This is a genomic window from Sphingomonas xinjiangensis (assembly GCF_014199255.1).
GTDB lineage: Bacteria > Pseudomonadota > Alphaproteobacteria > Sphingomonadales > Sphingomonadaceae > Sphingomonas > Sphingomonas xinjiangensis.
The window spans coordinates 330818-356456 of the sequence record NZ_JACIJF010000001.1 but is presented as its reverse complement, the minus strand read 5'-3'; the positions used below and the strand labels follow the sequence as shown (position 1 = coordinate 356456).

Sequence of the window (25639 nt, the reverse complement as noted above, 5' to 3'; positions counted from 1 at the left end):
GCGGCCAAGCGTTATTTCCCGTCAAGGATGTCCCGCGTGGCCTCGGCAAGTTGTTGAACGGAGAAAGGTTTCGGCAGAAAAGCGACATTGTCCAAGTCGATCGAGCGCCGGAGCTGCTCCTCGGCGTAACCCGACATGAACAGGATCGGCAGATCGGGATATCTGTTGCGGATCTGGCGGGCCATGGTCGGCCCGTCCATCAGCGGCATGACAACATCGCTGATAAGCAAATCCGGACGCTCGATCCCGTCGAGCATTTCCAGCGCAACTTCCCCATTTTCGGCAGTGATCACTGTATAACCCTGCCGGCTGAGCGCGCGCTCGGCAATGGCGCGGACCATGTCCTCGTCCTCGACCACCAGTACCGTCCCGCTGCCCCAAAGATCAGCCGGCTTCTGCTTCGCGAGCGGCGCCTTTGCAACCTGTGCTTCAGGCGCGGCGTGCACGGGAAGGTAGACCGTGAACTCGGCGCCTCCGCCCGGAAGGTTATCGGCGAAAATGAACCCGCCGGACTGCTTGATGATGCCATACACAGTGGACAAGCCCAGCCCGGTGCCCTTGCCCACCTCCTTGGTGGTGAAGAATGGCTCGAAGATCTTGGGCAGGATATCGGCAGGAATGCCGGTTCCGGTGTCGGCGATGCGCAACGCGGTATAGTCGCCGAGCGGCAGCACATCGTCATCCATGCGGCGCACCTCGGTGGCAGACACCGCCAGCGTCTCTATGGTGAGAATGCCGCCGCCATTAGGGTTGGCGGAAAGCATCGCGTCGCGCGCGTTCACGGCAAGGTTCACGACGACTTGTTCGAGTTGCCCTGGATCGGCGCGCACCGGCCCCAGATTGCGGCCGTGCTTCACTTCCAACCGGACCGTCTCGCCCAACAAGCGCTTGAGCAGGTTCGAGACCTCTGAAATGACATCCGGTATCTGGAGCACCTGCGGCCGCAGCGTCTGCTGCCGCGAGAAGGCGAGAAGCTGGCGGGTCAGGCTAGCGGCGCGGTTGGAGTTGGCGCGGATCTGCTGGATGTCGTCATAATCGCTGTCGCCGGGTGAATGGCGCATCAGCATCAAGTCGCAATGGCCGATAATGGCGGTCAGGATGTTGTTGAAATCGTGCGCCACGCCGCCGGCGAGCTGACCGACCGCCTGCATCTTGGTGGCTTGCGCAACTTGGCGCTTGAGCTTGCCCTCTTCGCCGGAGTCCTTGAGGCTGATGAGCACCGCAGCGTCCCCCAGCCCTCGCGCGCCGGCAATGGTGAGCGCCACTGGCTCTTCGGGCGCGTCCACGAAGCGCACCGTCATCTCTGCTGACTGCCCCGCACCACCGGCGAAACGGCGCACGGCGTCCGCCAGCGCTGCCTTGTCCTCGCGCACCACCAGATCGATCGGATAGAGCGGCGGCGCGGCGGCATTGATGCGCGCGGCCCGAACGAACGGATCGTTCATGTGGACGAAGCGCCCGTCGCGGTCGATCAGCGCGATGCCCGAGGGCAGCAGTGCAATCAGCGAGCGGACATGCGCTGCCGCGCCAGGACCGATCGCAGGTGCGGGCCGTTCCATATTCTCTTCATCAAGCAAGGCGACCAGGATGGGCGCGTCTTCGCCCTCCAGGAACGGGATCTGCAGCACCCTGAGCGGCGTGCCGGACAAGCCCTCGCGCTCGAACCGGACGAGCCCCGATGAGTCCGTAATAAGGAACCTGGCAAAATCGCGGCCTTCGATCGCCGCGTCGACATTGCCCATGGCGCGCTCGCGGAACACCGGATTGGCGGCGCGAACACGGCCATTGAGCGTGACCATGACAGTCATGATCCCTGCCGCGCCCAGCCGATCGCCAGTGGCGCCATCGATCAGATCCTGCACCTGATTGGCAAGGTCGAGCGCCTGGATACCCACAAAGCGCCAGACCAAAGAATCCTCGCCAGAGCGCGCGACATGCGCCGCGATCGGCGCGCCGAAAACCTGGACGTTCTCCACTTTGCCCCCGCCGTCGCGCCAGGCGGCACGGGCCGCCTGGCCGAGCGCATCGGCGGCGGTATCGCTGACCGGCAGGTTCGGCGGGGTCGGCCAGCCACCGAACAGCGTCTCATAGAGATCGTTGGCGCAGACCAGCTTGCCCGATCGGTCGGTCACCGCGAGCGCGTCGCTGCTTGCGGCGGCCAGCGCATGGGCGACGGCCCAGTCGGCCCGCTGCTCGGCCGCCGCCTCACCACGGAACAGGCGGCGCGCGGACCACATCACGCCACCCAGGAGCAGGCCGGTCCCGGCAAACCCCACGGCGATCGCCCGGTCGTTCAGTGTAAACAGCACTAGCGCCGCCGCGGCAAAGCCCGCCAATACCGCCGCGGCGAGCGGCAGCAGAGTCAGTCGGTGGCGATTGGTCCGGGGCAGCGTGGCCATGGCGCTTAGCGTTGTTCGGTCAGCAGGCCTCGGTCAAGCAATTCCCCTTCCTCCGGCGGAGGGGGAAGCGGCGTGACAGGCGTTACCAGATACGCACGCGCTGTTCGGGCGTCAGGAACAGCCGCGAGCCGGGCGTCGGCGCGAACGCCGCATACCAGGGGTCGAGGTTGCGCACGACCCAGGCCCGCTGCTCGGACGGCGAGTGCGGATCGGTGAGGAGCCGCTGGCGCAGGTTCGCCTCACGATAGTTGCGACGCCATACCTGCGCCCAACCCAGGTAGAAGCGCTGGTCGCCCGAGGCGCCGTCGAGCACCGGCGCGGGCTGACCGTTCAGCGACGTCTTGTACGCGTCATAAGCGACCGTCAGGCCGGCGAGATCGGCGACGTTTTCACCGAGCGTCAGCGCGCCCTTCACATGCAGGCCGGGCAGCGGCTCGTACTGGTCATATTGCGCCACCAGCGCGTCGGTGCGCTTCTTGAACGCCGCAACATCGGCGGGAGTCCACCAGTCGGTCAGACGCCCCTCCCCATTATACTTGGCACCCTGATCGTCGAAATGGTGGCTCAACTCATGGCCGATCACTGCGCCGATGCCGCCATAGTTCACCGCCGGATCGGCGTTGGGGTCGAAGAAGGGCGGCTGGAGGATCGCGGCAGGGAAGACGATCTCGACCATGCCGAAATTGGCATAGGCGTTCACTTCCATCGGGGTCATCCCCCATTCCCAGCGCTGGAGCGGCTTGCCCAGATGGCTGACATTCTCATCATGCGACCAGTTGTTGGCGCGGACGTTGTTGCCATACGCATCGCCGGCGGCGATCCGCAGGGCCGAATAGTCGCGCCAGCGATCCGGATAGCCAATCTTTGGCGTGAAGGCGGCGAGCTTGGCGTGCGCCTTGACCTTGGTCTCGGGCGCCATCCAGTCGAGCTGATCGATTCGGCGATCCATGGCGGCGATGACGTTCTTCACCAGCGCGTCGGCTGCGGCCTTGGTCTCGAGTGGGAAGTATTTCGCCACATAGGCCTGGCTGACTTCGTCGGACACCGCGTTGGTGGTGAAATCGACTGCGCGTTTCCAGCGGACTTCCTGCTCGGGCGTGCCGGACAGCACCGTGCCGTAAAAGGCGAACTGTTCCTTGTCGAAAGCGCTGGGCAGCACATCAGCGAAATTGTCGAGGCTGCGGACGAGCAGCTGGTCCTTCAGCACCGCGATCGGCGTGGTGGCGACCAGCTTCGCGATCCCGGTCACGGCGGTCGGCTGGGCGACGATGACGCTCTCCACCGGCGCACCGATACCGGTGAAATAGCCACGGAAATCGAATCCCGGCGCGCGGCGGGTCAGCTGCGCCACGGCCATCTTGTTATACGTCTTGTTGGCGTCACGGCTGTCGATGCGCGTCCAATGCGCCTGAGCGATCCGCGTCTCGAACGCCACGATCGCCTTGGCACGCGCGGCCGCGTTGGGCTCACCGGCCAGCGTCAGCACATTGGTGAGATGCTTTCCATAGGCTGCCTTGGTCTCGACCAGCTTGGCGTCCTTGGACAGGTAATAGTCGCGATCGGGCATGCCCAGCCCGCCCTGGCTGATGCTCAGCGCATAGACTTCGGGGTTCTTGTCGTCCTGGCCGACATAGGAGCCAAATAGACCGCCCACGCCGTTGCGGTCGGCTTGCGCATACAAGGCCGCGAGCTGCGTCTTGGCTTTGACCGCCTTGATCTGGTTCAGCCACGGCTGGATCGGGGTTAGCCCCTTTGCATCGATAGCAGCAGTGTCGAGATAGGTTGCGTACGCGGTGCCGATCTTTGAATTAGGGTCGGACTGGGCAGCGTCGAGGATTTCACGCGTACGCGACTGCGACAGGTCGGCAAGCACGTTGAACGCGCCATAGTTCGACTTGTCGGCGGGGATGGCCGTGGACTTGGCCCAGGTGCCGTTCGCGAAACCGTAGAAGTCGTCACCCGGCGCGATGGAGCGGTCCATGCCCGCTTCGTCGAAGCCATAGGTACCGAGCTGCGGCCGGGGCGCGTTCGCCGGCGCTACCGGCCCGACAGCAACCTGCGACACGGTCGCGGTCTGTTCGGCCATCGAGGCAGGCGGCGGGGTGTCGCCCTGGGTGCAGCCGACGAGCAGAACGGGCGCGGCAAGGAAGGAAGTGGCGAGCAACGAAATGCGCATTCGAGCGGTTCCCAGAAGGTGAAGCCGCTGTCTTAACTACTTGGTACGGCAGGTCAATCGACGCTGACTTCGCTCGCCCTGTCGCTGCTCGCGAGGTACGCGTCATGGTCGCGGCCGCGCTTGTTCCACTTGTGTGCGATCCAAAGCCGCCAGCTGAGCGCGCTGATGCCATAGCCTAATGCCGCTCCCAGAATCGCGCAGATCACCATGCCGACTGCAGTGGGCAGCCCGACATCGGCGGCAAGCCAGTGCAGCCAGCCTCCGTCGGCTGCGGCGGTCTTGGCCACCGCAGCCGTGGTGCCGCCCAGGCCGAGGCTCCACACACCGACCTTGTAGTACAGGATGAACAGCAGCGGCGTAGTCAGCGGATTGGTAAAGAACGTCGTGAGCGCCGCGGCGGGAACGTTGGCACGTAGCGGCAGCGCCAGCACCGCGGAGGCGGGAATCTGGCCCATCGGGATAAGGATGCCCGTGAACATGCCCAGCGCCACGCCCCGGGGGACCGAACGCCGCGTCATGCGCCACAGCGCCGGATGCAGGATCCGATGGCCCAGCGGCTTCAACCAGCGATTGGACTCAAAGCTCTCGCGCGTGGGCAGATTACGCATCACCCACCCACGAAAGCGGGCGATCAGCCCCCGCTCAGCCACGGTCGCGGAGCAGTCGGCCCTGCTCCCGCTTCCAGTCGCGTTCCTTGATCGACTCGCGCTTGTCATGCGTCTTCTTGCCCTTTGCGAGCGCGAGTTCGACCTTCGCGCGTCCCCTCCCGTTGAAGTAGATCGACAGGGGCACCAGCGTCATGCCTTCGCGCGCCACCGCGCCATGGAGCTTGTTTATTTCACGCTCATGAAGGAGCAATTTACGCGGGCGCTTGGGCTCGTGATTGTAGCGGTTGCCGTGGCTGAATTCGGGAATGTTGGCGTTGACCAGCCACACGCCGTTTTCCTTCACCTCGGCATAGGCTTCGGCGATCGAGCCTTCGCCGAAGCGCAGCGACTTCACTTCGGTTCCGGTGAGCGCCAGCCCTGCTTCATACACCGTCTCGATGAAATACTCGAACCGCGCACGCCGATTCTCGGCGACGGTTTTCACTTTCTCGAAGGTAGCGGGACGCGGACGGGCCATGGGAGGTGGGCATGTAGGACGCCCATCGCGTGAAGGGAAGCCGTCCGCTCTTCCCCGAAAAAGAAAAGGGCCCGGCATGGCGCCGAGCCCTTTCCTTAACCTAGGCTGTGATCAGCGCAGGCGGCCGTTGAACGACACGCCGATGATGCGCGGATCGTTGAACACCGCGGCCATGTAATTTTCGAGAACGCCCTTCAGGTTCTTCTCGTTGGTGATGTTGCGGGCGAATGCGGCGATTTCCCAATCGCCATTGCCGCCTTCATAGCCAACCTTCAGACCGCCTTCGAAGTTGCCGTTCGAATTGAACTCCTTCGTGTCGTACAGCACGAAATTCGTGAACCCCTGCACGTTCCAGTCGGTGGCGATGAAGAACTTGCCGTCGTCCTGCACCGGGATGTCGTAGCGCGCCGCCACGTTGAAGTTGTATTCGGGCGCATTCGGCAGGCGGTTGCCGTCGATGCCAGCGAAAGCGCCGCGGCCCGGGATGTTCACGATCGGATCGGTGACCGTGCACACCACTGTCCCGCCAAGCACGCAGACCTGCGCCAGCGCCGCATCGTCCTTGATCTTGGTGTGCAGCCAGCTGCCGCCGAGCGAGAGCGCGAAATTGTCGATCGGCCGCATGTCCAGTTCGGCCTCGACGCCATATGCCTCCGCCTTGTCGGCATTCAGCAGCACGCCGCTGCCGTTCACGTCATTCGCGTTCAGCTGGATGTTGTCGACGGTGTAGTAGAAGCCGTTGAGGTTGAAGCGCACGCGGTTGTCGAGCGCCGCGCCCTTGATGCCGGCTTCCCATGACAGGATCGTCTCGGAATCCGCAGTGGTGAAGTCCGAGTTGAACACGGCCGAACGACCCTGGATCGTCGGCCCACGGAAACCGCTGGCGACGCGCGCATAGACGCTCACATCGGGCGTCAGCTTATAGAGCGCGCTGATGTCCCAGCTCTCCCGCGTATCGTCGAGCTCGACGTCGCGGCGGCCGGTATAGGTCACCGCGCCGGTGCCGCTGTCGGCGGTCTTGAGCAGGCGGGTGCGCTTCGTGTCGTTGGTGATGCGTGCGCCGCCGGTCAGCGTGAAGCCGTCCGCCAACTCATAGCTCAGCTGGCCAAAGCCCGCCCAGCTGGTGTTGGTGTTGCGCAGCCGCACCCAATTGTTCGGATTGTTGCTGTTCGGGTTGGTCGGGCTGAACGGCGTGGTGAGGAAGTAGCGTCGCTGATAGAAGTCGGTGATGTCGCGGCTGTCGAAATAATAGCCGCCGACCTGCCAGTTGAACCGGCCGGTGCCCGGGCTGGCGAGGCGCAGCTCCTGACTGAACTGGTCGAGATCGCGGATATTGCCCTGCGACTCGCCGTAATAGGCCGGACCGGCAAACGCCGTCGCGGCGCCGCCATCGGTGTCGCCGCGGCTATAGCCTTCGGTGGTTTCCCATGCGGAGATCGAGGTCAGCACCGCACCGCCGAAGTCATAGCTGACGCGCGCCGAGGCGCCATAGGTGTCATACGCCTGCGGATTGTTGAGCGCCTCGTCCAGCGCGATGCGGTCGCGCGGCTCGTTCTCAACGCTGTTCGATCCGCGGATCAGCGCGCCGCGATGGAAGATCGTAGAGGTGCCCTCATACCAGCGGCCATGGCCCGACAGGTCCACGGTCAGCGCGTCGCTGGGGGTGAAACGCAGCTGGAGGCGCAGGTTGCGGTCGTCGAACCCGCCCATGACGTTGTAGCCGCCGCGGGTGCCGTCGAAGGACGGACCCGTATAGCTGTTGTCGACCCAGCCATCGCGGTGCTGGTACAAGCCCGAGACGCGGAACGAGACCAGATCGTCGACGATCGGCCCGCCAAAGCCGGCATCGATGTTCGAGCTGCCATAGGTCCCGACCGAGGCCGAGGCGCGGCCTTCAAAGGTGTTGCTGGGACGGATCGTGTCGAACTTGATGATGCCGGCGGTGGTGTTGCGGCCGAACAGCGAACCCTGCGGGCCGCGCAGCACTTCGACTCGGTCGAGATCGTAGACTGGGTTGGACTTGAGCACGACATGCTCGAGCACGACGTCGTCCTGGATGATCGACACCGGCTGCGAGGCGCCAAGATAGAAGTCGATGTTACCCAGGCCGCGAATGTAGAAGCGCGGGAATATGCGCCCCGTGGTGGTCTCCGCATACAGGCCGGGCACGCGGCCGGCCAGCGCGAGCGTGTCGTCGCCTGCCGCCTGGAAATCGCGCAGCTGCTGGCCGCGGACCACGGCCACCGAAACGGGCACGTCGACCAGACGCTCTTCGCGGCGCTGCGCGGTCACGACGATGTCGCCGGTCTCGGCTTCCTCGGACGTGGTGGCAGTGGTTGCGGCGTCCTGCGCCTGAGCTGTGCCGGCGCAAAGCGCCGCGGCAAGCGCAGCGCCAGACAGCAGCGCACGGCGAGCGGTGACGAAGTTCATGATGTTCCCCCGATGATCGGATACTTGGTTGTCGCCCGAAAGACGCGCGCAATAACCGCCCGCACGTGCATGCGGGCGGCGGCGCGGCAGCTATCGGACACGGGTGTGTCCCCCGATCGCGCCGCTAGCCGCCGATTATGATGCGATTGTGACGGTTTCCGCCGCTTTGCGACAAACGGGTTGCGCATTTCGCAACCCTGATTGCGTCAGATCAGGCCGGCATGTGCCAGTGCCGCATCCACCGACGCGCGGCTTGCCTCACCCGCCTGCGTCATCGGCAGGCGGAGGTCTTGCGGAAACCCGTCGCGGACTTTCCCCAGCGCGTACTTCACCGGGCCAGGCGAGGCATCGGTGAACATGGCGATATGCAGCGGATACAGCCGGTCGTGCAGCTCCAGAGCCCGCCTGTGGTCGCCTGCGGCCCAAGCGGCCTGGAACTCGGCGCACAGCCGCGGCGCGACATTGGCGGTAACCGAGATGCACCCCACGCCACCCATTGCGTTGAAGGCGAGCGCCGTCTCGTCATTGCCCGAAAGCTGGATGAAATCGGCGCCGCAGCCGCTGCGCTGTTCGGATACCCGGGCGAGCTGGCCGGTGGCGTCCTTGATTCCGATGAAGATGTCGGGAAACGCCATGACCATCCGGGCAATGGTTGCCGGCTGGATATCAGTGACGGTGCGCCCGGGCACATTATAGAGCACCACCGGCAGCGCCGCTTCACGCGCGATCGCCTCGAAATGGCGGAAGATGCCCTCCTGGCTCGGGCGGTTGTAATAAGGCGGGACCATCAGCACCGCGTCGGCGCCCGCCTGCTTGGCGGCATGCACGTTGGCGATGGCGACCTTGGTGTCGTTCGATCCCGCCCCGGCAAGCACCGGCACCCTGCCCGCAGCCTGCTCCACACAGGCGCGGACGACGCGGAAATGTTCCTCGCTCGGCATGGTCGCCGCTTCGCCGGTGGTGCCGCACGGCACCAGCCCCTTGGAACCTTCGGCAATCTGCCATTCAACAAAGTCGCGATATACGTCTTCGGCGAAGGCTCCTTCGCGAAAAGGCGTGACCAGCGCCGGGATGGAGCCTGAGAACATGGAAAATCGTTCCTCAACCGCATTTGGGGGACTGGCAGATAGGCGGCGATCTCGTATCATGTCCAGTATGGTGGGGCCTGTACTCAAAAGCGTTTTCCTGCTGGCCGGCGTATCCGGGCTGGCGGCGACCTCCGATCTGACTCAGGCGCATATCCGATGGGTGCGCCAGGCAGTCGGGCAGACCGGCGGGCCGATGGTTCAGCCCGTGCCCAGTGCCGCGCGAAGCGATCCGCTGGACGCGTCGCTGAACGAGTGGAAGCGGCTGCAACAATCCGACAATTTGCCGTTCTCCGATTATGCCAATTTCCTGCTCGCGCATCCCGGCTGGCCGGGCGAAACCAGCCGCCAGTCCGCGGCGGAGACGGTGCTGGACAGCGGCGCCGCCATGCCGGGCCTGGTCGTGCGCTTCTTCGAACGATTCGCGCCGCGCACCGCCGCCGGTCATCTGCGTTATGCGGAGGCACTCGCCGCGTCCGGCCGGCGCGCCGAGGCCGATGATCAGGCACGCCGGGCCTGGCGCATGGGCGTGCTGCGCCCGAACGACGAAGCGCGGCTGAGCGGCACCTTCCTGGGCGCGCTGACCCCGGCTGATCACGACGCACGAATGGACATGCTGTTGTGGCGCGGCAGGACCGGCGACGCACAGCGGCAGATCGGCTTCGTCTCCTCTGCCCGCCGCCCGATCTTCGATGCGCGGCTGGCCTATCGCACCCGTGCCGTGGATGCAGATGCGCGTGGCGCCGCAGCACTCGCCATTGCCCGCAATGACGCCGGTCTCCTCGCGGACCGCGCCACTTGGCTGCGCGACACTGGCCAAAGCCCTGCTTCACGGGAGTCGCTGGCGAACCGTCCGGTGCTCGCTTCCCCTCCCGGAGATCTTGAGAACTGGTATGAGGTGCTGCTTACCGCCGCCCGCGGCGCAGCGGCAGACGGGCGGTTCACCCTCGCCTATCAGATCGCCAGCCGCGTGGACGACGCGGTACCGCCCGGCGCGAGCGTCGCCGACATGCCACTTGGCGAGCGCGACGATTATACCAGCCTCACCTGGCTCGCCGGCACCACGGCGATGTACGACTTGCGGCGTCCCCAGGACGCGGTCGGCATGTTCGAACGCTATTCGCGCGGGTCCAAGACGCCACAGACTCGGTCCAAGGGGCTGTACTGGGCGGGCCGTGCCGCCGAAGCCGCTGGCGACGCCGCGGCAGCGCAGGGCTTTTATGCCCGCGCAGCCGGCTTCCCCGATTTGTATTACGGCCAGCTCGCGCTCGAACGCACCAGCCGCCCACTGCGCGCGCCGACAAACCTGAGCAACCGGATCGTCGACGCGCCGACGCGCGACGCCTTTTTCCGCCGCGAAACCGTGCGCGCCGCACAGCTACTCGGTGCGCAGGGCCGGCGCGGCGACCAGGACCAGTTCATCCGCCAGATCGCTCGCGACGCCACCACCGACACGGATCACGTCCTTGCCGCCGAACTCTCGCGCACTATCGGCAGGCCCGATCTGGGCGTGATGGTCGGCCGCAGCGCGCTCGAAAACGGTCTTTCCGACTATACCGCCGCCGGCTTCCCGTCGGTCTCGGTTCCGGAAAGCCAGAACAATTATTGGACGATCATCCACGCAATCGCCCGGCAGGAAAGCCAGTTCAATCGCGACGCGGTCAGCCATGCGGGCGCACGCGGCCTGATGCAGTTGATGCCGGGCACCGCGGCGGAGGCCGCGAGCAAGCTCGGGCTCGGCTATAATCGCGAAGCGCTGAACAGCGACACCAACTACAACATCCAGCTGGGATCGAGCTATTTCCAGCGCATGTTCGCGCTGTACGGCAGCTATCCGCTTGCGGTGGCGGCATACAATGCCGGTCCGGGCAACGTGAACAAGTGGATCCGCCTCAACGGTGATCCCCGCCTGCCCGGTGGCGATATGATCCGCTGGGTCGAACAGATCCCTTATTTCGAGACCAAGAACTATGTGCAGCGCGTGCTGGAAAATGCAGTCGTGTACGACCTGCTGAACCCGCAACGGGCACGCAGCCTGGGGCCGGCGAACCTCAGCTGGTATCTGGGCAAGAACCGGCCGGGCTGAACCGGCGCAAGGACGATGGATCGGCCCAACTACATCACGCCGGCCGGCTATGCCGCGCTGAAGGCGGAATATGACGCGCTGTTCGGCACCGAGCGGCCGCACATCGTTGAGGTCATTTCCTGGGCAGCGGGAAATGGCGACCGTTCGGAGAATGGCGACTATCTCTATGGCCGCAAAAGACTCCGCGAGATCGACCGCCGTCTGGGCTGGCTCGCCAGGCGGATGAAAGCCGCCAAGGTGGTCGATCCCGCCATGCAGGAGGATCGCGGCCGGGTGTTCTTCGGAGCGACCGTGACGATTGCGGACGAGGAAGACAATCATCGCACCGTCACCCTGGTGGGCGACGACGAAGCGGATGCCGCGCAGGGACGGATCGGCTGGAATGCGCCGATCGCCCGGGCCTTGCGCGGCGCCGGCGTGGGTGACCTGCGCCGCGTGACGCTTCCGGGCGGCGAGCGCGAATATGAAGTGATGACCGTCCGCTACCCTTGACGCGTGCCGCAGACGCGGCGAACCGCATGCGCGCGGGTAGCGTTCTTTTGGCTGTTGCGAGAGAGAGTTACGAGCCGGCGTGGCGTTCAAGATAAGGGTGGGGACTATGGCGACACAGCGTATTTTCGTGTCGGGACGCGTTCAGGGCGTCGGCTATCGCGACTGGGTGGTGCGCACAGCGCAGGGCCTGGGGTTAACCGGCTATGTCCGTAATCTGAAGGATGGTCGCGTCGAGATCTTCGCGGCGGGTGAAGATGCATCGCTTCAAACACTGGTGAAGGAATGCCGCGAGGGGTCACCGCTGGCGCGGGTGGACCATGTCGAGAACTTCCCGGCGGACGAGGAACGCGGCCATAAGGGTTTTACCAAACGCTTCACCGCGTGACACGGAACAGGCGGCCTCTCCGGACGATTAACTCCGTGAGAGGAAACGGAAGATGGAAAACCCACGTACCGAAACCGCGCGCGACACCGATGACAGCGCGATGATCGACAATCTGGAGACCGGGGCCGCTGGCGGCAGCATGGCAGGCGGCAATCTGGCGCGCGACATCGCGACCGAAGCCGATCTCACCGAAGTCGCCGAGCCCGACGCGAACACGCGCGTCCGCAAGGGCCACACGCTCGAACACGGCACCGAGCAACGGCCGGACCGCGCGCGTAACGCCGACAGCTGACCCTCGGGGAGATCTGCCCCCCGCGCGCCGCTGCCAAGTCTCACGCCGTTGGCAAGTCATGCTGCCTGAAAGCCGGCATGCATTCTAGGCGGATCCCAGCTATGTAGCTCCCCTAGCGTTAGCCAAGGGGACGACCGTGCAGATTGCCGTTTTAACGTTTGACGGGTTCAACGAGCTCGACTCCTTCGTCGCGGCGGCAATCCTGAACCGTATGCGCGCGCAAGGATGGATCGCGCACATCACCTCGCCAACCCAGGAGGTCACGTCGATGAACGGCGTTACCGTTCGGCGCCAGAGGCCCTTGGAGTTTGCAGCCGAAGCTGACGCGGTCTTGATCGGCAGTGGCATCAAGTCAGGGGAAATTGCCCGCGATGCGGGGATGCTTTCCCGGATAAGGCTCGATCCCGCCCGCCAACTTATAGGCGCACAATGCTCGGGGACGTTGCTGCTTGCGAAGCTGGGCCTCATTGGCAACCTTCCTGCCTGTACCGACCTCACGACCAAGCCATGGGTGATCGAAGCAGGGGTGACGGTGGTCGACGCTCCCTTCGTCGCGCATGGCAATGTAGCGACCGCCGGCGGTTGTCTTGCCTCACAGTACCTCGCGACATGGATGATCGCGCGTGGCGCGTCGGTCCGCGATGCGGAAGAAGCGATGCACTATGTCGCACCAGTGGGTGAAAAGGCACTTTATACCGATCGAGCGCTATCGGTCGTAAGACCTTTCATTGAACAAGAGGCGCTGGTTGCCGCGTAGCTCTGCTGCCCGCCTGTTTCCGCGATCGAGCCGCTGCAATTGGGGCGACAGAGCATGGAAGCGCACGCACAGGAACGCGTATCACGAACCTCAGCCCGCGCTACCATAGCTCGACATTCCACACCTCACGCCCTATATACGCATCATCACTGGCAACACCGCACGTAGGCGCCAATGACTGAGAGACCATCCGCGCTCCCGTCTACAGTCCGGGAGTCCGCGATATGGACCTCAACCAGCTCCTATACCGCCAGCAGGTTTCGCTGATGCGCTCCGATGCCGCCGCTTGCTGCGAAGCACGTGTTGCACATCGTGGATTGGCCATTGCCTATGGCCACCGTATCACCGAACTTCAGCGCGCATCCGCAACAACAGAGGCAACTGCTTAATGGCCAAAGAAGAACTGATGACGCTCGACGGCATGATCGAGGAAATCCTGCCGGACGGCCGCTTTCGCGTGAAGCTGGAGAACGATCACCGCATCGTCGTGTACACCGCGGGCAAGATGCGCAAGTTCCGCATCCGCTCGATCGTCGGCGATCGCGTGATGGTCGAGATGTCGCCTTATGATCTCGACAAGGGCCGCCTTGTCTATCGTGAGCGCGTGCAGGGCACCGGCTTTGGCGGTGCGCGCCGCGGGAACCGTCGTTGATGGATCGCGACGAGGACGAAACGCAGCCGATCGCGCCGAAGGATTCGGCCGAAGACCGGCCGATCATGGACGCTGGCGAGGAGCCGGATGTGCACGAGTCCGCCGAGGACCAGCGCCCGGCCCGCAAGCCTTTCCGCAAGCGCTTCACTGAAAACCGCCTGTCGCCCGAAAGCGCCGAGCGCCAGGGCCGCATCACCATGCTGGCCTGGGAAAAGCTGGGCGGCACCGATGCGGCGCGCGAATTCCTCAACAGCTTCGATGAAACGCTCGGTGGCCGTCCACTCGATCTGGCCGTCGCCAGCATCGAGGGGCTTCGCGCGGTCGAGAACGCCATTGCGGAGCGTGCTGCAGCCCGCGCCTGAGCGCGGGGCCTGCACCGGTATCAAAACCGCTTGAACTGACGCCGCCCGGCATTCCGCCGGGCCGTGCGGTCAACCCGCCTGCGGCTCCACGCCCATCAGCGTCACGCCCTGATATTTGTCGAGCGTCGAGTCGAACAGCGCGCTGATCGCAAACGCCCGCTCCAACAGGTTCAGTTCCTTCAGCCCATCGAGCTTGAACGTCCCCATCTTCTCCTCGCGCGGGATCATGCCTTCGCGAACGATAACCACGCCGTCGACGTACAGCTTGTCGTCGCGAGTGTAGAGGATGTGCGGCGCCAGGATCATGCGCGTGCGGTTATACTCGGCCGACAGGCAGCGCAGGCGCACGATCGCTTCCAGCACGAGGAGCGTGCTGGTGCTGGGCTGAGAGGAGGTATCGGCTTGCGTCGTCAACTTCATGCCCGTGCTATGCGTCCTTTGCTGCGCTGCAACAAGTCCGGACGACTGTGTTCCATGCCGCAGCAATCCCTTCCTAGCTACATCTCGCCGATAGTGCAGCCCGCACATGCCGGATTAACTGACTTTGCGCGCTGGAGCAGCCGCGTGCGTCGGGCGTTCACGCGTTCAGCCGTGCTTCACCCGCGCTGGCCGATCTGCTCGCTCAAGGCCATCGTGGCCGCTCAAGGAAGGAGAGCGTTGATGAAACACCTGTATGGCTTTGCCGCCATCGCTGCCGCGACGATCGCCGCCGCCAGCCCCGCCGCCGCGCAGACGGGCGACAGCGCGCGCTATTCGCAGGACGAGGAAGCGCGCTTCGACGCCGCGCAGCGCCGCTTCGACACCGAATATGATACGTTCCAGCAGGCGCTGGAGCGCTATCGCCGCTTCCGCGGATCGCAGCCAAGCTGGAGCAACAATCCGCCGCCGCGCCCGGGCTATGACGATGGCCGTTACGACGATCCCGACTACGATCCCGCCCGTGACTATCGCGCCGGCAACTATCAGGAGCGCGTGCTGCGCACGGACGACCGCGTTTATCGCGGCAATGACGGCCGCTATTATTGCGAGCGTCCCGACGGCACCACAGGCCTGATCGTCGGCGCCGCTGCTGGCGGCCTGTTCGGCAACGTCATCGCCGGCCGCCGTTCGAGCACCGTCGGCACGCTGCTGGGCGCCATCGCCGGCGGCGCGCTCGGCAACCAGGTGCAGCGCAACCAGCAGCAGGTCCGCTGCCGCTAAGCCGTAAGCGAGGGGAGCGTCGCCCGGCGCTCTGAAGCGGAACCGCCGCGCCGCTCATGCCTTGAGCAGCCGATGACAGAAGCTCCCGCGCTGCGCCGCCGCGTCCAGGCCGTCGCCGCGATCTCCTGCGGCACCGCGCTGGTGGTGATCGACGGCGCGATTGCGACCGTGGCACTGCCCACCATCGCCCGCGACCTGCACGTCGATCCCGCCTCGGCAGTGTCGGTGGTAACGGTGTACCAACTCGTGCTGGTGATGCTGCTCCTCCCATTCTCGGGCCTGGGCGACCGCATCGGCCTCAAGCGGCTCTACCAGATCGGACAGCTGGTCTTCACCGCCGCGACGATCCTGTGCTTCTTCGCCAAAAGCCTGCCCTTCCTCCTCATCGTCCGCGCCGCTCAGGCAATGGGCGCCGCCGCCACGCTCAGCGTCGCCTCCGCGCTGATCCGCCGCGTCTATCCGCCCGAACAGCTCGGCCGTGGCCTCGGCATCAACTCGGTGGTGGTGTCCAGCGCCGCCGCGCTCGCCCCAACGCTCGGCGGGCTCGTTCTCGCGGTCGGTCCTTGGCCTTGGGTGTTCGCCTCGGCGGTACCCTTCGCGATCCTCAGCCTGCTGCTCGGCCGCGCATTGCCTGAGTCGGAACGCAGCACCGAGCCGTTCGACCTGCTTGGCGCGCTGCTCTGCGCAGCCATGTTCGGGCTGGTCATTGGCGGCCTCGAAAGCGCGGTCCATGGCGACAGCCCCGTCGTGTCGGCGGGCGTGGTCGCCGCCGGCTTGATCATCGCTATCCTGTTCGTGCGCCGCGAACGCGACGAGCCGCGCCCGATCCTGCCGATCGATTTGCTCAGCCGCCCGGTGCTCGCGCTCTCCACGCTCGGCGCATTCACCGCCTTCATCGCCACGATGACGACCTTGCTTTCGCTCCCCTTCCGCCTTCAGCACGTCTATGGCTTCGCGCCGTCGGAGGTCGGCGCGGTGCTCGCCCCTTGGCCGCTCACCACGATGATCGTCGCCCCGCTCGCCGGCGCGCTGTCGGACCGCTATCCCGCCGGCGCGCTTGGCGGCATCGGCATGGCGGTCGCGATCACCGGCCTGGTCTCGCTCGCCTTCCTCCCCGCCGATCCCAGCTGGTTCGACATCGCCTGGCGCATGTCGCTCAGCGGCGGGGGCTTTGGCCTGTTCCTCTCCCCCAATGCGCGCCTTATCATCGGCTCGGCACCGGTACAGCGCGCGGCGGCGGCCGGCGGCCTCATCTCCACCACTCGGATGGTAGGCCAGACCACCGGCGCCACGCTGGTCGCCGCGCTGCTGGCCATGGGCCTGGGCGGCGGCACCATCCCGCCGCTCACCGCCGCAGCACTAGCGCTGGTCGCCGGACTGTGCAGCATCGCCCGCCTCAACCCCGCGATACGCAACCCGCCTCAGGAAGAAACCGCCGCCGCCCAGCCCGCCCAGGTCCGCTGACGCGATGCAGCAATCCGCGATTGCAGAGCCGCCAACGAAGCGCCAAGACCCCGCCATGCCCAGCCATCCTTTCGCCGTTCCCAATTTTCGCGCTTATTGGGTGGCCCGCCTGTCCGCCACGCTGGCGCAGATGGCGATGGTCATCGTCATCGGCTGGCAGGTTTACGACATCGCCCGCAAGACGATGACCATCGAGGAGGCCGCTTTTCAGCTCGGACTGATCGGCGTCGCGCAGTTCCTGCCCCTGTTGCTGCTGTCGCTGTTCGCTGGCTGGCTCGCCGATCAGATCGACCGCCGCTGGATCGCCCGTGCCGCCGTCGCACTCGAGGCTGGCTGCGCGCTGTCGCTCGCCTGGCTGACCTATAGCGACAATATAAGCCTGCCTGCCTTGTTCGGCATCGCCGCGCTGCTCGGCGTCGCCCGTGCCTTTGCCGGCCCGGCGCTCGGCGCGCTTGCCCCCAACCTCGTGCCCAAGGCAATCCTGCCGACCGCCATCGCGCTCAGTTCGCTTTCCTGGCAGGCCGGCACTGTGATCGGGCCCGCGCTCGGCGGTTATCTCTACGCCGCCTCGCCCTGGCTGCCCTACACCGTCTCGGGCGGGCTGTTCCTGCTCTCGCTCACGATGCTTCTCCTCATCACGCCGGTACCGCGCAGCAACGTCAAGTTCTCGGGCAGTCCCTTCGCCCAGATGATCGACGGCCTGCGCTATGTCCGTCGCAACCGGCTCGTGTTCGGCGCGATCTCGCTCGATCTGTTCGCGGTGCTGCTCGGCGGCGCCACCGCGATGCTGCCGGTCTATGCCCGCGACGTGCTCCAGGTCGGCTCCGAAGGCCTCGGCCATCTTCGCGCCGCCCCGGCGCTCGGCGCGGTGATCACCGCCGCCGCCTTCGCCTGGCGCCCGCTGAAGACCGAAGTCGGCAAGAAGATGCTGTTCGCGGTGGGCGTGTTCGGCTTCGCGACGGTGGTGTTCGGCGCCTCCGCGCCGCTGCTGCTACCCGCGCTCGGCCCCGCCGCGATCGGCCATGACCTCGCTCCCGCCGTGCTGCTGTCGCTCGCCGCGCTGTTCGTGTTGGGCGCCGCCGACATGGTTTCGGTCTATGTCCGCCAGTCGCTGATCCAGCTTTATACCCCGGACGAGATGCGCGGCCGCGTCGGCGCGGTCTCCACTCTGTTCGTGTCGGGCTCCAACGAACTGGGCGAGGCTGAATCCGGCTTCCTCGCCGCAGCGATCGGGCCGGTCGCCGCAGTGATCGGCGGCGGCATCGGTGCCATCCTTGTCACGATCCTGTGGGCCAAGCTATTCCCGGAACTAAGGCGGGCTCGCACCTTTGATCCTCCGGCCGATCTCGAAGTGCCTCCCAAGGAGATGACGACATGAAGGCGAACACAATCCTCGACACGATCGGCAACACGCCGCACGTGCGCATCAACAAGCTGTTTCCCGGAGCCGAGGTGTGGATCAAGTCCGAACGCGCCAACCCCGCCGGCTCAATCAAGGACCGCATCGCGCTCGCGATGATCGAAGCGGCCGAAGCCTCGGGCGATCTGAAGCCCGGCGGCACGATCGTCGAGCCCACCAGCGGCAATACCGGCGTCGGCCTGGCGATGGTCGCGGCGGTCAAGGGCTACAAGCTGATCCTGGTCATGCCCGAAAGCATGAGCATCGAGCGTCGCCGCCTTATGCTCGCGTACGGCGCCAGCTTCGACCTGACCCCGCGCGAAAAGGGCATGAAGGGTGCGATCGAACGCGCGATGGAGATCGTCGAGGCGACGCCCGGCTCCTGGCTCGCGCAGCAGTTCGAGAACCCGGCCGCTATCGACGTGCACGTTCACACCACCGCGCAGGAAATCCTAAACGACTTCCGCGACACACCCATCGACGTGATCATCACCGGCGTCGGTACCGGCGGCCACATCACTGGCGTTGCCGAGACGCTCAAGAAGGAATGGCCGAGCCTCAAGGTGTTCGCGGTCGAGCCCGAGTTGTCGCCGGTGATCTCGGGCGGCACGCCGGGCCCGCACCCGATCCAGGGCATCGGCGCTGGCTTCGTCCCACGCAACCTCCATACCGACGCGATCGACGGCGTGATCAAGGTCGATGCCAACGTCGCCAAGGACATGGCCCGACGCTCGGCCAGTGAAGAAGGCATGCTGGTCGGCATCAGCTCGGGCGCGACGCTCGCGGCAATCCTCCAAAAGCTGCCCGACCTGCCCGACGACGTTCGCGTACTCGGCTTCAACTACGACACCGGCGAGCGCTATCTGAGCGTCCCGGACTTCCTGCCGGAGAGCTGACGCGCCCGGTGCGGGAGGGGGCGGTCGCACGCCGGGCGCGGACAAGTCCCCTCCTTCGCTTCGGCACAAGCAGCATGGAACGCCTGGCAGCGGGCGAACCGCCGGCCAGCCGCCGTCGAACCTGTCCCGCTTCGCTACCAAATGGATCGCTGCCTCCGGTTTCTTGTTGGCAGTAGCTGCGTTATGTCGCGCAACCCCGCCCAAGGAGCCTGCCACTTGATCCGTCCTGAAGCCTTAGCAGCACAGCGCCAGAACTGACGTCCCGGATCATGCTTCCCCTCCAAGATCAACGTGTTCAGGACCAGCGCGTCGGCCCTTCGCCCGCCGTTTCGCCGGTGCTGATCGCCGTCGTGGCCCTGCTCGCGCTGCTCGTGATCGCCGTGCCTGCCTGGCTCGTCGCGAACAGCCCCCGCGTCGTCGTGCACAAGCGGCCGCCGGTCATGATATCCCGACGCGTCGTGCCTCAGGCCGAACTGCCTCCGGTCGAACCGGTGCAACTGCAGGCGGTCGACCCCGACGACGCTCGCGCGATCAACGCGGCGGTGCCCTTCTCCACGCTGCCCAACCCCGCCGCGCGCCCGTTTCGTCTGCCGGGCGCCGCCGACAGCCGTGCCCGCGCTATCGATTGCCTGGCAGCCGGGGTCTATTACGAAGCCGGCGACGACACGGTAGGCCAGCGCGCGGTCGCACAGGTCATCATCAACCGCCTGCGCCACCCTGCCTTTCCAAAAACGGTGTGCGGCGTGGTGTTCCAAGGCTCGGAGCGCCGCACCGGTTGCCAGTTCACCTTCACCTGTGACGGCGCCATCCTGCGGTACACGCCGACCGCGGCTGCCTGGAAGCGTGCCCGCGAAGTCGCCGAACTCGCCTTGAACGGCTCGGTGTACAAGGCGGTGGGACACGCCACCCATTATCACACCGATTGGGTGGTGCCCTATTGGAGTGCCAGCCTGGAGAAGATCTCGGAGGTCCATACCCACCTCTTCTTCCGCTGGGCCGGATGGTGGGGTACCCCGCCCGCCTTCAACCGCGGCTATGCCGGCACCGAGCCGAACGTGCCGCAAATGGCCCGGCTTTCCGCCGCGCACACCGGCGATGCGGGCGATCTGCTCGCGCCGGAACTTACACTCGACGGTGCTCCCGTGGACCCCGCCGCCATTCCGGACGAGGCAGTGCCTGCTCCCTTGGGCACCACCGGGGTCGACAATAACAGTTTCGCGGTCACGCTGGACAAGGCGATGAACCCCGAAGCCTTTGCCGCCCTGGCGATCAGGACCTGCGGCGAACGACCCTTCTGCAAGTTCATGGCTTGGACCGACGCCAAGCAGACCCCGAAGCAACTCCCCCCAAGCCCGGCGCAAAGCGCGGCCATGTCGTTCAGCTATCTGCGCGATCAGAATATGGGCTTCGCCAAGGCGCTGTGGAACTGCCAGCAGTTCAAGCGCCCCAGCCCGGTCCAGTGCATGCGCGCGCAACCCCCGGCAGCCCCCGCTGCCGCGCCGACTCCGACGCCAGCGGTCGAGGCAAAGGCGATCGGCCCCGCTCCCCTGGCTGGCATACGTAAAAAGGGCGGCGGAAACGATCCTGTCGCTCCCGCCGCCCCTGTCGCCGATAGGCCTCAACCCAGCCCCACGCCGCGCTGAACTGGGCTCAGCCGGTGCACCACTGGGTGGCGATCACGCCGCCCGGAACATCTCCGGATCCAGCGCCATCACCGTCTCGCTGCCGGCCTCGACTTTCCGGCGCAGACCACCCGCGTCCGGCAGGAACCGCTCTGCATAGAAGCGCGCAGTCACCAGCTTGGCTTCCAGGAACTTGGCGTTGTCCGCACCCGATGCCAGCCCGTCCGCAGCCGCCTTGGCCATGCGCAGCCACATCAGTCCCAGCGCCACTGTGCCGGTCAGCTGCATGTATGGATAGGCACCCGCGCCGACATCGTTGGGGTTCTTGAAGCCGTTGGCCGCGAGCCACATGGTCGCACCCTGCAAATGGCCCAATGCCTTTTCCAGCGCTTCGGCAAAGCCCTTGAGCTTCTCGTCCTGCTTGGCCGCGGCAACCTCTTCGGTGACGACGCGGAACAGCGCCTGCACCGCGCGGCCGCCATTCTGGGCGAGCTTGCGTCCAACCAAATCCATCGCCTGCACGCCGTTGGTGCCTTCATAGATCATCGAGATGCGGGCATCGCGGACATATTGCTCCATGCCCCATTCCGCGATGTAGCCATGGCCGCCATAGACCTGCTGCGCGTCGGTCGCGACGCGGTAGCCGATGTCGGTGCCGACACCCTTGATGACCGGGGTCAGCAGCCCGACCAGGTCACCCGCCAGCTGGCGCGCCTCCTCGCTCTCGGCGGCATGCTCCAGGTCCACCTGCAGCGCACCCCACAGGCACAGCGCGCGCAGCCCCTCGGTCAGCGCCTTGCTCTCCATCAGCATGCGGCGCACGTCGGGATGGACGAACAGCGTGTCGGCCTTTTCGTTCGGCTCGGCCGGACCAGTCAGCGCGCGGCCCTGGCGGCGGTCCTCGGCATATTGCACGGCGTTCTGGTACGCGGTCTCGGCCACGCCCAGGCCCTGAAGCCCGACGCCCAGCCGCGCGGCGTTCATCATGATGAACATCGCCGCGAGGCCCTTCATCTCGTCGCCGACCAGCCAGCCGGTCGCCCCGTCATAGTTCATGACACAGGTCGAATTGCCATGAATGCCCATCTTGTGCTCGATCGAGCCGCAGCTGACCGCGTTGCGCGCGCCCGGCGAGCCGTCTTCGTTGACGATGAACTTGGGCACCACGAACAGCGAGATGCCCTTGCTGCTCTCCGGCGCGCCGGGGGTCTTGGCCAGCACCAGGTGGATGATGTTGCTGGTCAGGTCATGCTCGCCCGACGAAATGAAGATCTTGGTGCCGGTGATCGACCAGCTGCCATCGGCGTTCGGCTCGGCGCGCGTGCGGATCAGGCCCAGATCGGTGCCGCAATGCGGCTCGGTCAGGTTCATGGTGCCGCCCCATTCGCCCGACACCATTTTGGGCACGTACATCGCCTTTTGTTCGTCCGAACCCTTGGCGAGCAGCGCGGCGATCGCGCCGTGGGTCAGCCCGGGATACATGGCGAACGCCATGTTGGCCGAGATCATATATTCCTGAAACGCAGTCGACACGACGTGCGGCATCGCCTGCCCGCCAAACTGCTCGGGCGCGCTCAGCGTGCCCCAGCCGCTCTCGACGAACTGCTGATAGCCTTCCTTGAACCCCGGCGGCGTGGTGACGCTGCCATCCTCGTTGCGGGTGCAGCCATGCTGGTCACCCACTTGGTTGAGCGGGAACAGCACTTCGGCGACAAACTGCCCTCCCTGCTCCAGCACGGCTTCGACGGTGTCGGCGGTCGCGTTCTCGAAACCGGGCAGGTTCGCGTGGCGCTCCAGTCCGATCACCGAGTCCAGGATGAAGCGCGTGTCGCGCACCGGCGGCGTATATTGCGGCATGTCAGGTTCCTCAGATGGTGTCGCTGCTTTGGAGCAGTTCGACGAAGTGCTGGAGCTCGGTGATATGGGCGTCGATGTCGCGCTTCTGGTTTTCGAGCAGCGCGATGCGGTCCTGGCAGCGTTCCAGCGTCACCTGCCGCTGCACCCGCCGCCCGTCACCGATGTCATACAGGTCGATCATCTCGCGGATTTCGGCCAGGCTGAAGCCCACCCGCTTGCCGCGCAGGATCCAGGCCAGCCGCGCGCGGTCGCGGTGCGAATAGATCCGCACCGTACCCCGCCGCTCGGGCGTGATCAGCCCTTCATCCTCATAGAAGCGCAGCGCGCGCGGAGTAACCGCGAACTCGGCGCACAGGTCGGAAATGGAGAACGCGTCCTGATCCGGACGGGTTTCGATCGGCGCCAGGGCCTCGACGGGAGCGGCAGCGGACATGCCCCCAATTTAGTTTCCCCTTACGTGAACGTCAAGCAGCTCACACGCCGCAAAGCCGTCGCCCGCCCGCATCGCGCAGCGCCGCGGCTTCGGCATCGGACTCGCTGAGCAACGACACCTCCAGCCCCGACAGAGAGGCCCGCTTGGCGCACAATGAAGCGCATTCGGCCGGCACCGTCCCGGGAAAGCGAATGGCGGCCCCGTCGAACCGCGCCTCGAACGCGCAGCCGCCACCCGGCCCCAGCGAAAGGTGCAGCGTCTCGCCCTCCTGCCGCACGCTGCCCGCCGCGCTACAGGTGATGCCGTCGCCATAATCGACAAACACCCCGATCCGCGCGGTATTGCCCGAGCGCGGGCGCACGCACACTCGGTCGGTGTCGCGCGCATACAGCCCGGCAAGCCGCATCGCGTCGGGATCGCGTACCAGCCCGCGCGCGATCGCCGCCGATTCCAGATCGGCGCTCGCCCCCACGGCATTGCCGGCCCCGCCCCCGTCCGAGCACCCGGTCAGCACCAGAACCAAGGCCAGCAGCGCCTTCATGCCCCGCGCACGAGCCCACCATCATCGATGATCCGGTAAAAGCACGTCCGCGCGCCGGTATGGCAGGCCGGCCCTTGCGGTTCGACCTTCAGCCACACCGCGTCCTGATCGCAGTCGATGCGCGCTTCCACCACCTTGAGCACATGGCCCGAGGTCTCGCCCTTCTTCCACAACCGTCCGCGGCTACGCGACCAGAAGGTGGCCTCCCCGTTCTCCATCGTCAGCTTCAGCGCATCGGCGTTCATATGCGCCACCATCAGCACGTCGCCGCTGGCCGCATCGGTCGCCACTGCCGTCACCAGCCCGGCCGCGTCATATTTAGGGTCGAGCCGCAGCCCGGTTTCGCGTTCATCACTCACGCGGCCACCTTACGCCGCCGCTCCTGCCGGGGGAATGAAAACAATCGTGACAAAGTGGCGACAAACCGGATGCGCCCCCCTATATGGCCCCCAAGAGTCGCAAACCCCACTGAGGGCTGATGCTTACCACGCACCCATTTGATGATGACAAGCTGCGCGAAGAGTGCGGCATCTTCGGCGTTTCCGGCATGGAGGGCGCTGCGGCGGCCGTCGCGCTGGGGCTCCACGCGCTCCAGCACCGTGGCCAGGAGGCGGCGGGGATAACCAGCTGGGACGGGCATCAGTTCCACATCCACCGTGCGATGGGCCATGTCGCCGGCAATTTCGACCGCGACGAGATCATCCGCAGCCTGTCGGGCAACGTCGCATGCGGCCATGTCCGCTATGCCACCACCGGCGGATCGGATCTGCGCAACGTCCAGCCGCTCTATGCCGAGCTGGCGAGCGGCGGCTTCTCGGTCGCGCATAACGGCAACATCTCCAACGCGATGCGGCTGCGCAAGGACCTGGTCCGCCGCGGCGCGATCTTCCAGTCGACCTCCGATACCGAGGTGATCATCCACCTCGTCGCCACGTCGCAATATCGTACGCTGATCGACCGCTTCATCGACGCGCTCAAGCAGGTCGAGGGCGCTTATTCGCTTATCGTCATGACGCCCGAAGGCATGATCGCCTGCCGCGATCCGCTCGGCATCCGTCCGCTGGTGATGGGAAAGCTCGACGACACGATCGTCTTCGCCTCCGAAACCGTCGCGCTCGACGTAGTCGGGGCCGACTATGTCCGCGATGTCGAAGCCGGCGAGTTGGTCATCGTCAAGGGCACCGAAATCACTTCGCACAAGCCCTTCGCCCCGCTCGCGCCGCGGCCGTGCATCTTCGAATATGTCTATTTCTCGCGCCCTGATTCGATCAGCGAAGACCGCTCGGTCTATTCGGTGCGCAAGGCGATCGGCGCGCAACTGGCAATCGAGGCGCCGGTCGAGGCCGATCTCGTCGTCCCGGTCCCGGACTCCGGCGTCCCTGCCGCGATCGGCTATGCCCAGCAAAGCGGCATCCCGTTCGAGCTCGGCATCATCCGCTCGCATTATGTCGGCCGCACCTTCATCCAGCCTGGCGACAAGGTCCGCCATTTGGGCGTGAAGCTCAAGCACAACGCTAATCGTGAGCTGATCAAGGGCAAGCGCGTCGTCCTGATCGACGATTCGATCGTGCGCGGCACCACCAGCCTCAAGATCGTGCAGATGATGCGGGAGGCCGGCGCCGCCGAGGTCCATATGCGGATCGCCTCACCGCCGACGCGCCACAGCTGCTTCTACGGCGTGGACACGCCCGAGCGCGCCAAGCTGCTGGCGGCAAAGCTCGATGTTGAGGGCATGACGGACTTCATCCATGCCGACAGCCTGGCCTTTGTCACCATCGATGGGCTGTACAAGGCGCTGGGCGAAGCGCGTCGCGCCGACATCCACCCCAAATATTGCGATGCCTGCTTCACCGGCGACTATCCCACGACGCTGACGGACCAGGACGAACTCGCCCCGGTCGATCAGTTCGCGCTGCTCGAAGAACGCGTCGGCTGAGCCACTCCACGCACCGTTCGCCCTCAGCCTGTCGAAGGGCCGCTCTTTTT

The 25639-nt window shown here is 65.7% G+C and carries 24 protein-coding genes; 13 read left to right on the top strand and 11 right to left on the bottom strand.

What is annotated here, in order from left to right; translation table 11 throughout:
• Nucleotides 1–11 precede the first annotated feature (11 nt).
• The 6 genes from FHT02_RS01845 to dapA form a co-directional block, all read right to left on the bottom strand.
• Entirely contained in the window at nt 12–2399 is a 2388-nt protein-coding gene (locus FHT02_RS01845; RefSeq protein WP_184083627.1) for a hybrid sensor histidine kinase/response regulator, read from the bottom strand.
• A gap of 82 nt (nt 2400–2481) precedes the next feature.
• The gene (locus tag FHT02_RS01840) at nt 2482–4485 is read right to left on the bottom strand and encodes a M13 family metallopeptidase (protein WP_246352153.1); all 2004 of its coding nucleotides are present in this window, start codon (nt 4483–4485) and stop codon (nt 2482–2484) included.
• 143 nt (nt 4486–4628) lie between these two features.
• Nucleotides 4629–5225 carry a DUF2062 domain-containing protein gene (locus tag FHT02_RS01835; protein ID WP_343056797.1) on the bottom strand — a complete coding sequence of 199 codons (597 nt, stop codon included), beginning with the start codon at nt 5223–5225 and terminating at the stop codon, nt 4629–4631.
• Nucleotides 5218–5700: an SsrA-binding protein SmpB gene (gene smpB, locus FHT02_RS01830; RefSeq protein ID WP_184083623.1), complete on the bottom strand. Its 483-nt coding sequence runs from the start codon at nt 5698–5700 to the stop codon at nt 5218–5220. Before smpB ends, FHT02_RS01835 begins: the two co-directional genes overlap by 8 nt.
• 111 nt (nt 5701–5811) lie before the next feature.
• Nucleotides 5812–8130: a TonB-dependent receptor gene (locus FHT02_RS01825; RefSeq protein ID WP_184083621.1), complete on the bottom strand. Its 2319-nt coding sequence runs from the start codon at nt 8128–8130 to the stop codon at nt 5812–5814.
• A 206-nt stretch (nt 8131–8336) separates the two neighbouring features.
• Complete coding sequence (gene dapA / locus FHT02_RS01820; protein ID WP_184083619.1) at nt 8337–9218, bottom strand: 4-hydroxy-tetrahydrodipicolinate synthase; 882 nt, start codon at nt 9216–9218, stop codon at nt 8337–8339.
• Between the two features lie 67 nt (nt 9219–9285).
• Here dapA and FHT02_RS01815 point away from each other — a divergent pair, with 67 nt between their 5' ends.
• The 7 genes from FHT02_RS01815 (at nt 9286) to FHT02_RS01785 (ending at nt 14241) form a co-directional block, all read left to right on the top strand.
• The gene (locus tag FHT02_RS01815; RefSeq protein ID WP_184084227.1) at nt 9286–11301 is read left to right on the top strand and encodes a lytic transglycosylase domain-containing protein; all 2016 of its coding nucleotides are present in this window, start codon (nt 9286–9288) and stop codon (nt 11299–11301) included.
• A gap of 15 nt (nt 11302–11316) precedes the next feature.
• Entirely contained in the window at nt 11317–11793 is a 477-nt protein-coding gene (greB, locus tag FHT02_RS01810; protein WP_184083617.1) for a transcription elongation factor GreB, read from the top strand.
• 106 nt (nt 11794–11899) lie between these two features.
• Entirely contained in the window at nt 11900–12178 is a 279-nt protein-coding gene (locus tag FHT02_RS01805; protein ID WP_184083615.1) for an acylphosphatase, read from the top strand.
• Nucleotides 12179–12230: 52 nt separating this feature from the next.
• On the top strand, nt 12231–12470 hold the full coding sequence (locus FHT02_RS01800) for a hypothetical protein (RefSeq protein WP_184083613.1): 240 nt from the start codon (nt 12231–12233) through the stop codon (nt 12468–12470).
• 136 nt (nt 12471–12606) lie between these two features.
• On the top strand, nt 12607–13227 hold the full coding sequence (locus FHT02_RS01795) for a DJ-1/PfpI family protein (RefSeq protein WP_184083611.1): 621 nt from the start codon (nt 12607–12609) through the stop codon (nt 13225–13227).
• A gap of 388 nt (nt 13228–13615) precedes the next feature.
• Nucleotides 13616–13879: a translation initiation factor IF-1 gene (gene infA / locus FHT02_RS01790; protein WP_184083609.1), complete on the top strand. Its 264-nt coding sequence runs from the start codon at nt 13616–13618 to the stop codon at nt 13877–13879.
• Nucleotides 13879–14241, top strand: a complete 363-nt coding sequence (locus tag FHT02_RS01785) for an antitoxin Xre/MbcA/ParS toxin-binding domain-containing protein (protein WP_246352130.1) — start codon at nt 13879–13881, stop codon at nt 14239–14241. The genes infA and FHT02_RS01785 overlap by 1 nt, the downstream gene beginning before the upstream one ends.
• Before the next feature lie 69 nt (nt 14242–14310).
• Here FHT02_RS01785 and FHT02_RS01780 read toward each other — a convergent pair whose 3' ends face one another.
• Nucleotides 14311–14661, bottom strand: coding sequence for a WYL domain-containing protein (locus FHT02_RS01780; RefSeq protein ID WP_184083607.1), 351 nt, complete (start codon nt 14659–14661; stop codon nt 14311–14313).
• Nucleotides 14662–14901: 240 nt separating this feature from the next.
• Between FHT02_RS01780 and FHT02_RS01775 the strand changes: the two genes are divergently transcribed.
• The 5 genes from FHT02_RS01775 to FHT02_RS01755 all read left to right on the top strand — a co-directional run bounded on the left by FHT02_RS01775 (nt 14902) and on the right by FHT02_RS01755 (nt 20843).
• The gene (locus FHT02_RS01775; RefSeq protein WP_184083605.1) at nt 14902–15441 is read left to right on the top strand and encodes a glycine zipper 2TM domain-containing protein; all 540 of its coding nucleotides are present in this window, start codon (nt 14902–14904) and stop codon (nt 15439–15441) included.
• Between the two features lie 72 nt (nt 15442–15513).
• Complete coding sequence (locus FHT02_RS01770) at nt 15514–16905, top strand: MFS transporter (RefSeq protein WP_184083603.1); 1392 nt, start codon at nt 15514–15516, stop codon at nt 16903–16905.
• Between the two features lie 55 nt (nt 16906–16960).
• The gene (locus FHT02_RS01765; RefSeq protein WP_184083601.1) at nt 16961–18283 is read left to right on the top strand and encodes an MFS transporter; all 1323 of its coding nucleotides are present in this window, start codon (nt 16961–16963) and stop codon (nt 18281–18283) included.
• On the top strand, nt 18280–19200 hold the full coding sequence (cysK, locus tag FHT02_RS01760; protein WP_184083599.1) for a cysteine synthase A: 921 nt from the start codon (nt 18280–18282) through the stop codon (nt 19198–19200). The genes FHT02_RS01765 and cysK overlap by 4 nt, the downstream gene beginning before the upstream one ends.
• Before the next feature lie 269 nt (nt 19201–19469).
• Entirely contained in the window at nt 19470–20843 is a 1374-nt protein-coding gene (locus tag FHT02_RS01755) for a cell wall hydrolase (protein ID WP_184083597.1), read from the top strand.
• 33 nt (nt 20844–20876) lie between these two features.
• Here the strand turns inward: FHT02_RS01755 and FHT02_RS01750 are convergent, their stop codons facing one another.
• Genes FHT02_RS01750 through hisI form a run of 4 tightly spaced genes read right to left on the bottom strand, consistent with a single transcriptional unit; the run spans nt 20877 to nt 24012 of the window.
• Entirely contained in the window at nt 20877–22679 is a 1803-nt protein-coding gene (locus tag FHT02_RS01750) for an acyl-CoA dehydrogenase C-terminal domain-containing protein (protein ID WP_184083595.1), read from the bottom strand.
• A 10-nt stretch (nt 22680–22689) separates the two neighbouring features.
• Nucleotides 22690–23112: a MerR family transcriptional regulator gene (locus FHT02_RS01745; RefSeq protein WP_184083593.1), complete on the bottom strand. Its 423-nt coding sequence runs from the start codon at nt 23110–23112 to the stop codon at nt 22690–22692.
• A gap of 40 nt (nt 23113–23152) precedes the next feature.
• Entirely contained in the window at nt 23153–23653 is a 501-nt protein-coding gene (locus FHT02_RS01740) for a hypothetical protein (protein WP_184083591.1), read from the bottom strand.
• A complete protein-coding gene (gene hisI, locus FHT02_RS01735; protein ID WP_184083589.1) occupies nt 23650–24012 on the bottom strand; it encodes a phosphoribosyl-AMP cyclohydrolase in 363 nt (120 codons plus the stop codon). The genes FHT02_RS01740 and hisI overlap by 4 nt, the downstream gene beginning before the upstream one ends.
• A gap of 119 nt (nt 24013–24131) precedes the next feature.
• Here hisI and purF point away from each other — a divergent pair, with 119 nt between their 5' ends.
• Nucleotides 24132–25589 (top strand): amidophosphoribosyltransferase, encoded by a 1458-nt coding sequence (gene purF / locus FHT02_RS01730; protein ID WP_184083587.1) that lies wholly within the window; start codon nt 24132–24134, stop codon nt 25587–25589.
• The last annotated feature ends 50 nt before the right edge of the window (nt 25590–25639 follow it).

What these genes read in the sequence shown, in the direction of transcription:
- FHT02_RS01845 (WP_184083627.1), bottom strand. Translation starts at nt 2,399, where the DNA reads ATGGCCACGCTGCCCCGGACCAATCGCCACCGACTGACTCTGCTGCCG.
- FHT02_RS01840 (WP_246352153.1), bottom strand. Translation starts at nt 4,485, where the DNA reads ATGGCCGAACAGACCGCGACCGTGTCGCAGGTTGCTGTCGGGCCGGTA.
- smpB (WP_184083623.1), bottom strand. Translation starts at nt 5,700, where the DNA reads ATGGCCCGTCCGCGTCCCGCTACCTTCGAGAAAGTGAAAACCGTCGCC.
- FHT02_RS01825 (WP_184083621.1), bottom strand. Translation starts at nt 8,130, where the DNA reads ATGAACTTCGTCACCGCTCGCCGTGCGCTGCTGTCTGGCGCTGCGCTT.
- dapA (WP_184083619.1), bottom strand. Translation starts at nt 9,218, where the DNA reads ATGTTCTCAGGCTCCATCCCGGCGCTGGTCACGCCTTTTCGCGAAGGA.
- FHT02_RS01815 (WP_184084227.1), top strand. Translation starts at nt 9,286, where the DNA reads ATGGTGGGGCCTGTACTCAAAAGCGTTTTCCTGCTGGCCGGCGTATCC.
- greB (WP_184083617.1), top strand. Translation starts at nt 11,317, where the DNA reads ATGGATCGGCCCAACTACATCACGCCGGCCGGCTATGCCGCGCTGAAG.
- FHT02_RS01805 (WP_184083615.1), top strand. Translation starts at nt 11,900, where the DNA reads ATGGCGACACAGCGTATTTTCGTGTCGGGACGCGTTCAGGGCGTCGGC.
- FHT02_RS01800 (WP_184083613.1), top strand. Translation starts at nt 12,231, where the DNA reads ATGGAAAACCCACGTACCGAAACCGCGCGCGACACCGATGACAGCGCG.
- infA (WP_184083609.1), top strand. Translation starts at nt 13,616, where the DNA reads ATGGCCAAAGAAGAACTGATGACGCTCGACGGCATGATCGAGGAAATC.
- FHT02_RS01785 (WP_246352130.1), top strand. Translation starts at nt 13,879, where the DNA reads ATGGATCGCGACGAGGACGAAACGCAGCCGATCGCGCCGAAGGATTCG.
- FHT02_RS01780 (WP_184083607.1), bottom strand. Translation starts at nt 14,661, where the DNA reads ATGAAGTTGACGACGCAAGCCGATACCTCCTCTCAGCCCAGCACCAGC.
- FHT02_RS01775 (WP_184083605.1), top strand. Translation starts at nt 14,902, where the DNA reads ATGAAACACCTGTATGGCTTTGCCGCCATCGCTGCCGCGACGATCGCC.
- FHT02_RS01770 (WP_184083603.1), top strand. Translation starts at nt 15,514, where the DNA reads ATGACAGAAGCTCCCGCGCTGCGCCGCCGCGTCCAGGCCGTCGCCGCG.
- FHT02_RS01765 (WP_184083601.1), top strand. Translation starts at nt 16,961, where the DNA reads ATGCCCAGCCATCCTTTCGCCGTTCCCAATTTTCGCGCTTATTGGGTG.
- cysK (WP_184083599.1), top strand. Translation starts at nt 18,280, where the DNA reads ATGAAGGCGAACACAATCCTCGACACGATCGGCAACACGCCGCACGTG.
- FHT02_RS01755 (WP_184083597.1), top strand. Translation starts at nt 19,470, where the DNA reads ATGCTTCCCCTCCAAGATCAACGTGTTCAGGACCAGCGCGTCGGCCCT.
- FHT02_RS01750 (WP_184083595.1), bottom strand. Translation starts at nt 22,679, where the DNA reads ATGCCGCAATATACGCCGCCGGTGCGCGACACGCGCTTCATCCTGGAC.
- FHT02_RS01745 (WP_184083593.1), bottom strand. Translation starts at nt 23,112, where the DNA reads ATGTCCGCTGCCGCTCCCGTCGAGGCCCTGGCGCCGATCGAAACCCGT.
- FHT02_RS01740 (WP_184083591.1), bottom strand. Translation starts at nt 23,653, where the DNA reads ATGAAGGCGCTGCTGGCCTTGGTTCTGGTGCTGACCGGGTGCTCGGAC.
- purF (WP_184083587.1), top strand. Translation starts at nt 24,132, where the DNA reads ATGCTTACCACGCACCCATTTGATGATGACAAGCTGCGCGAAGAGTGC.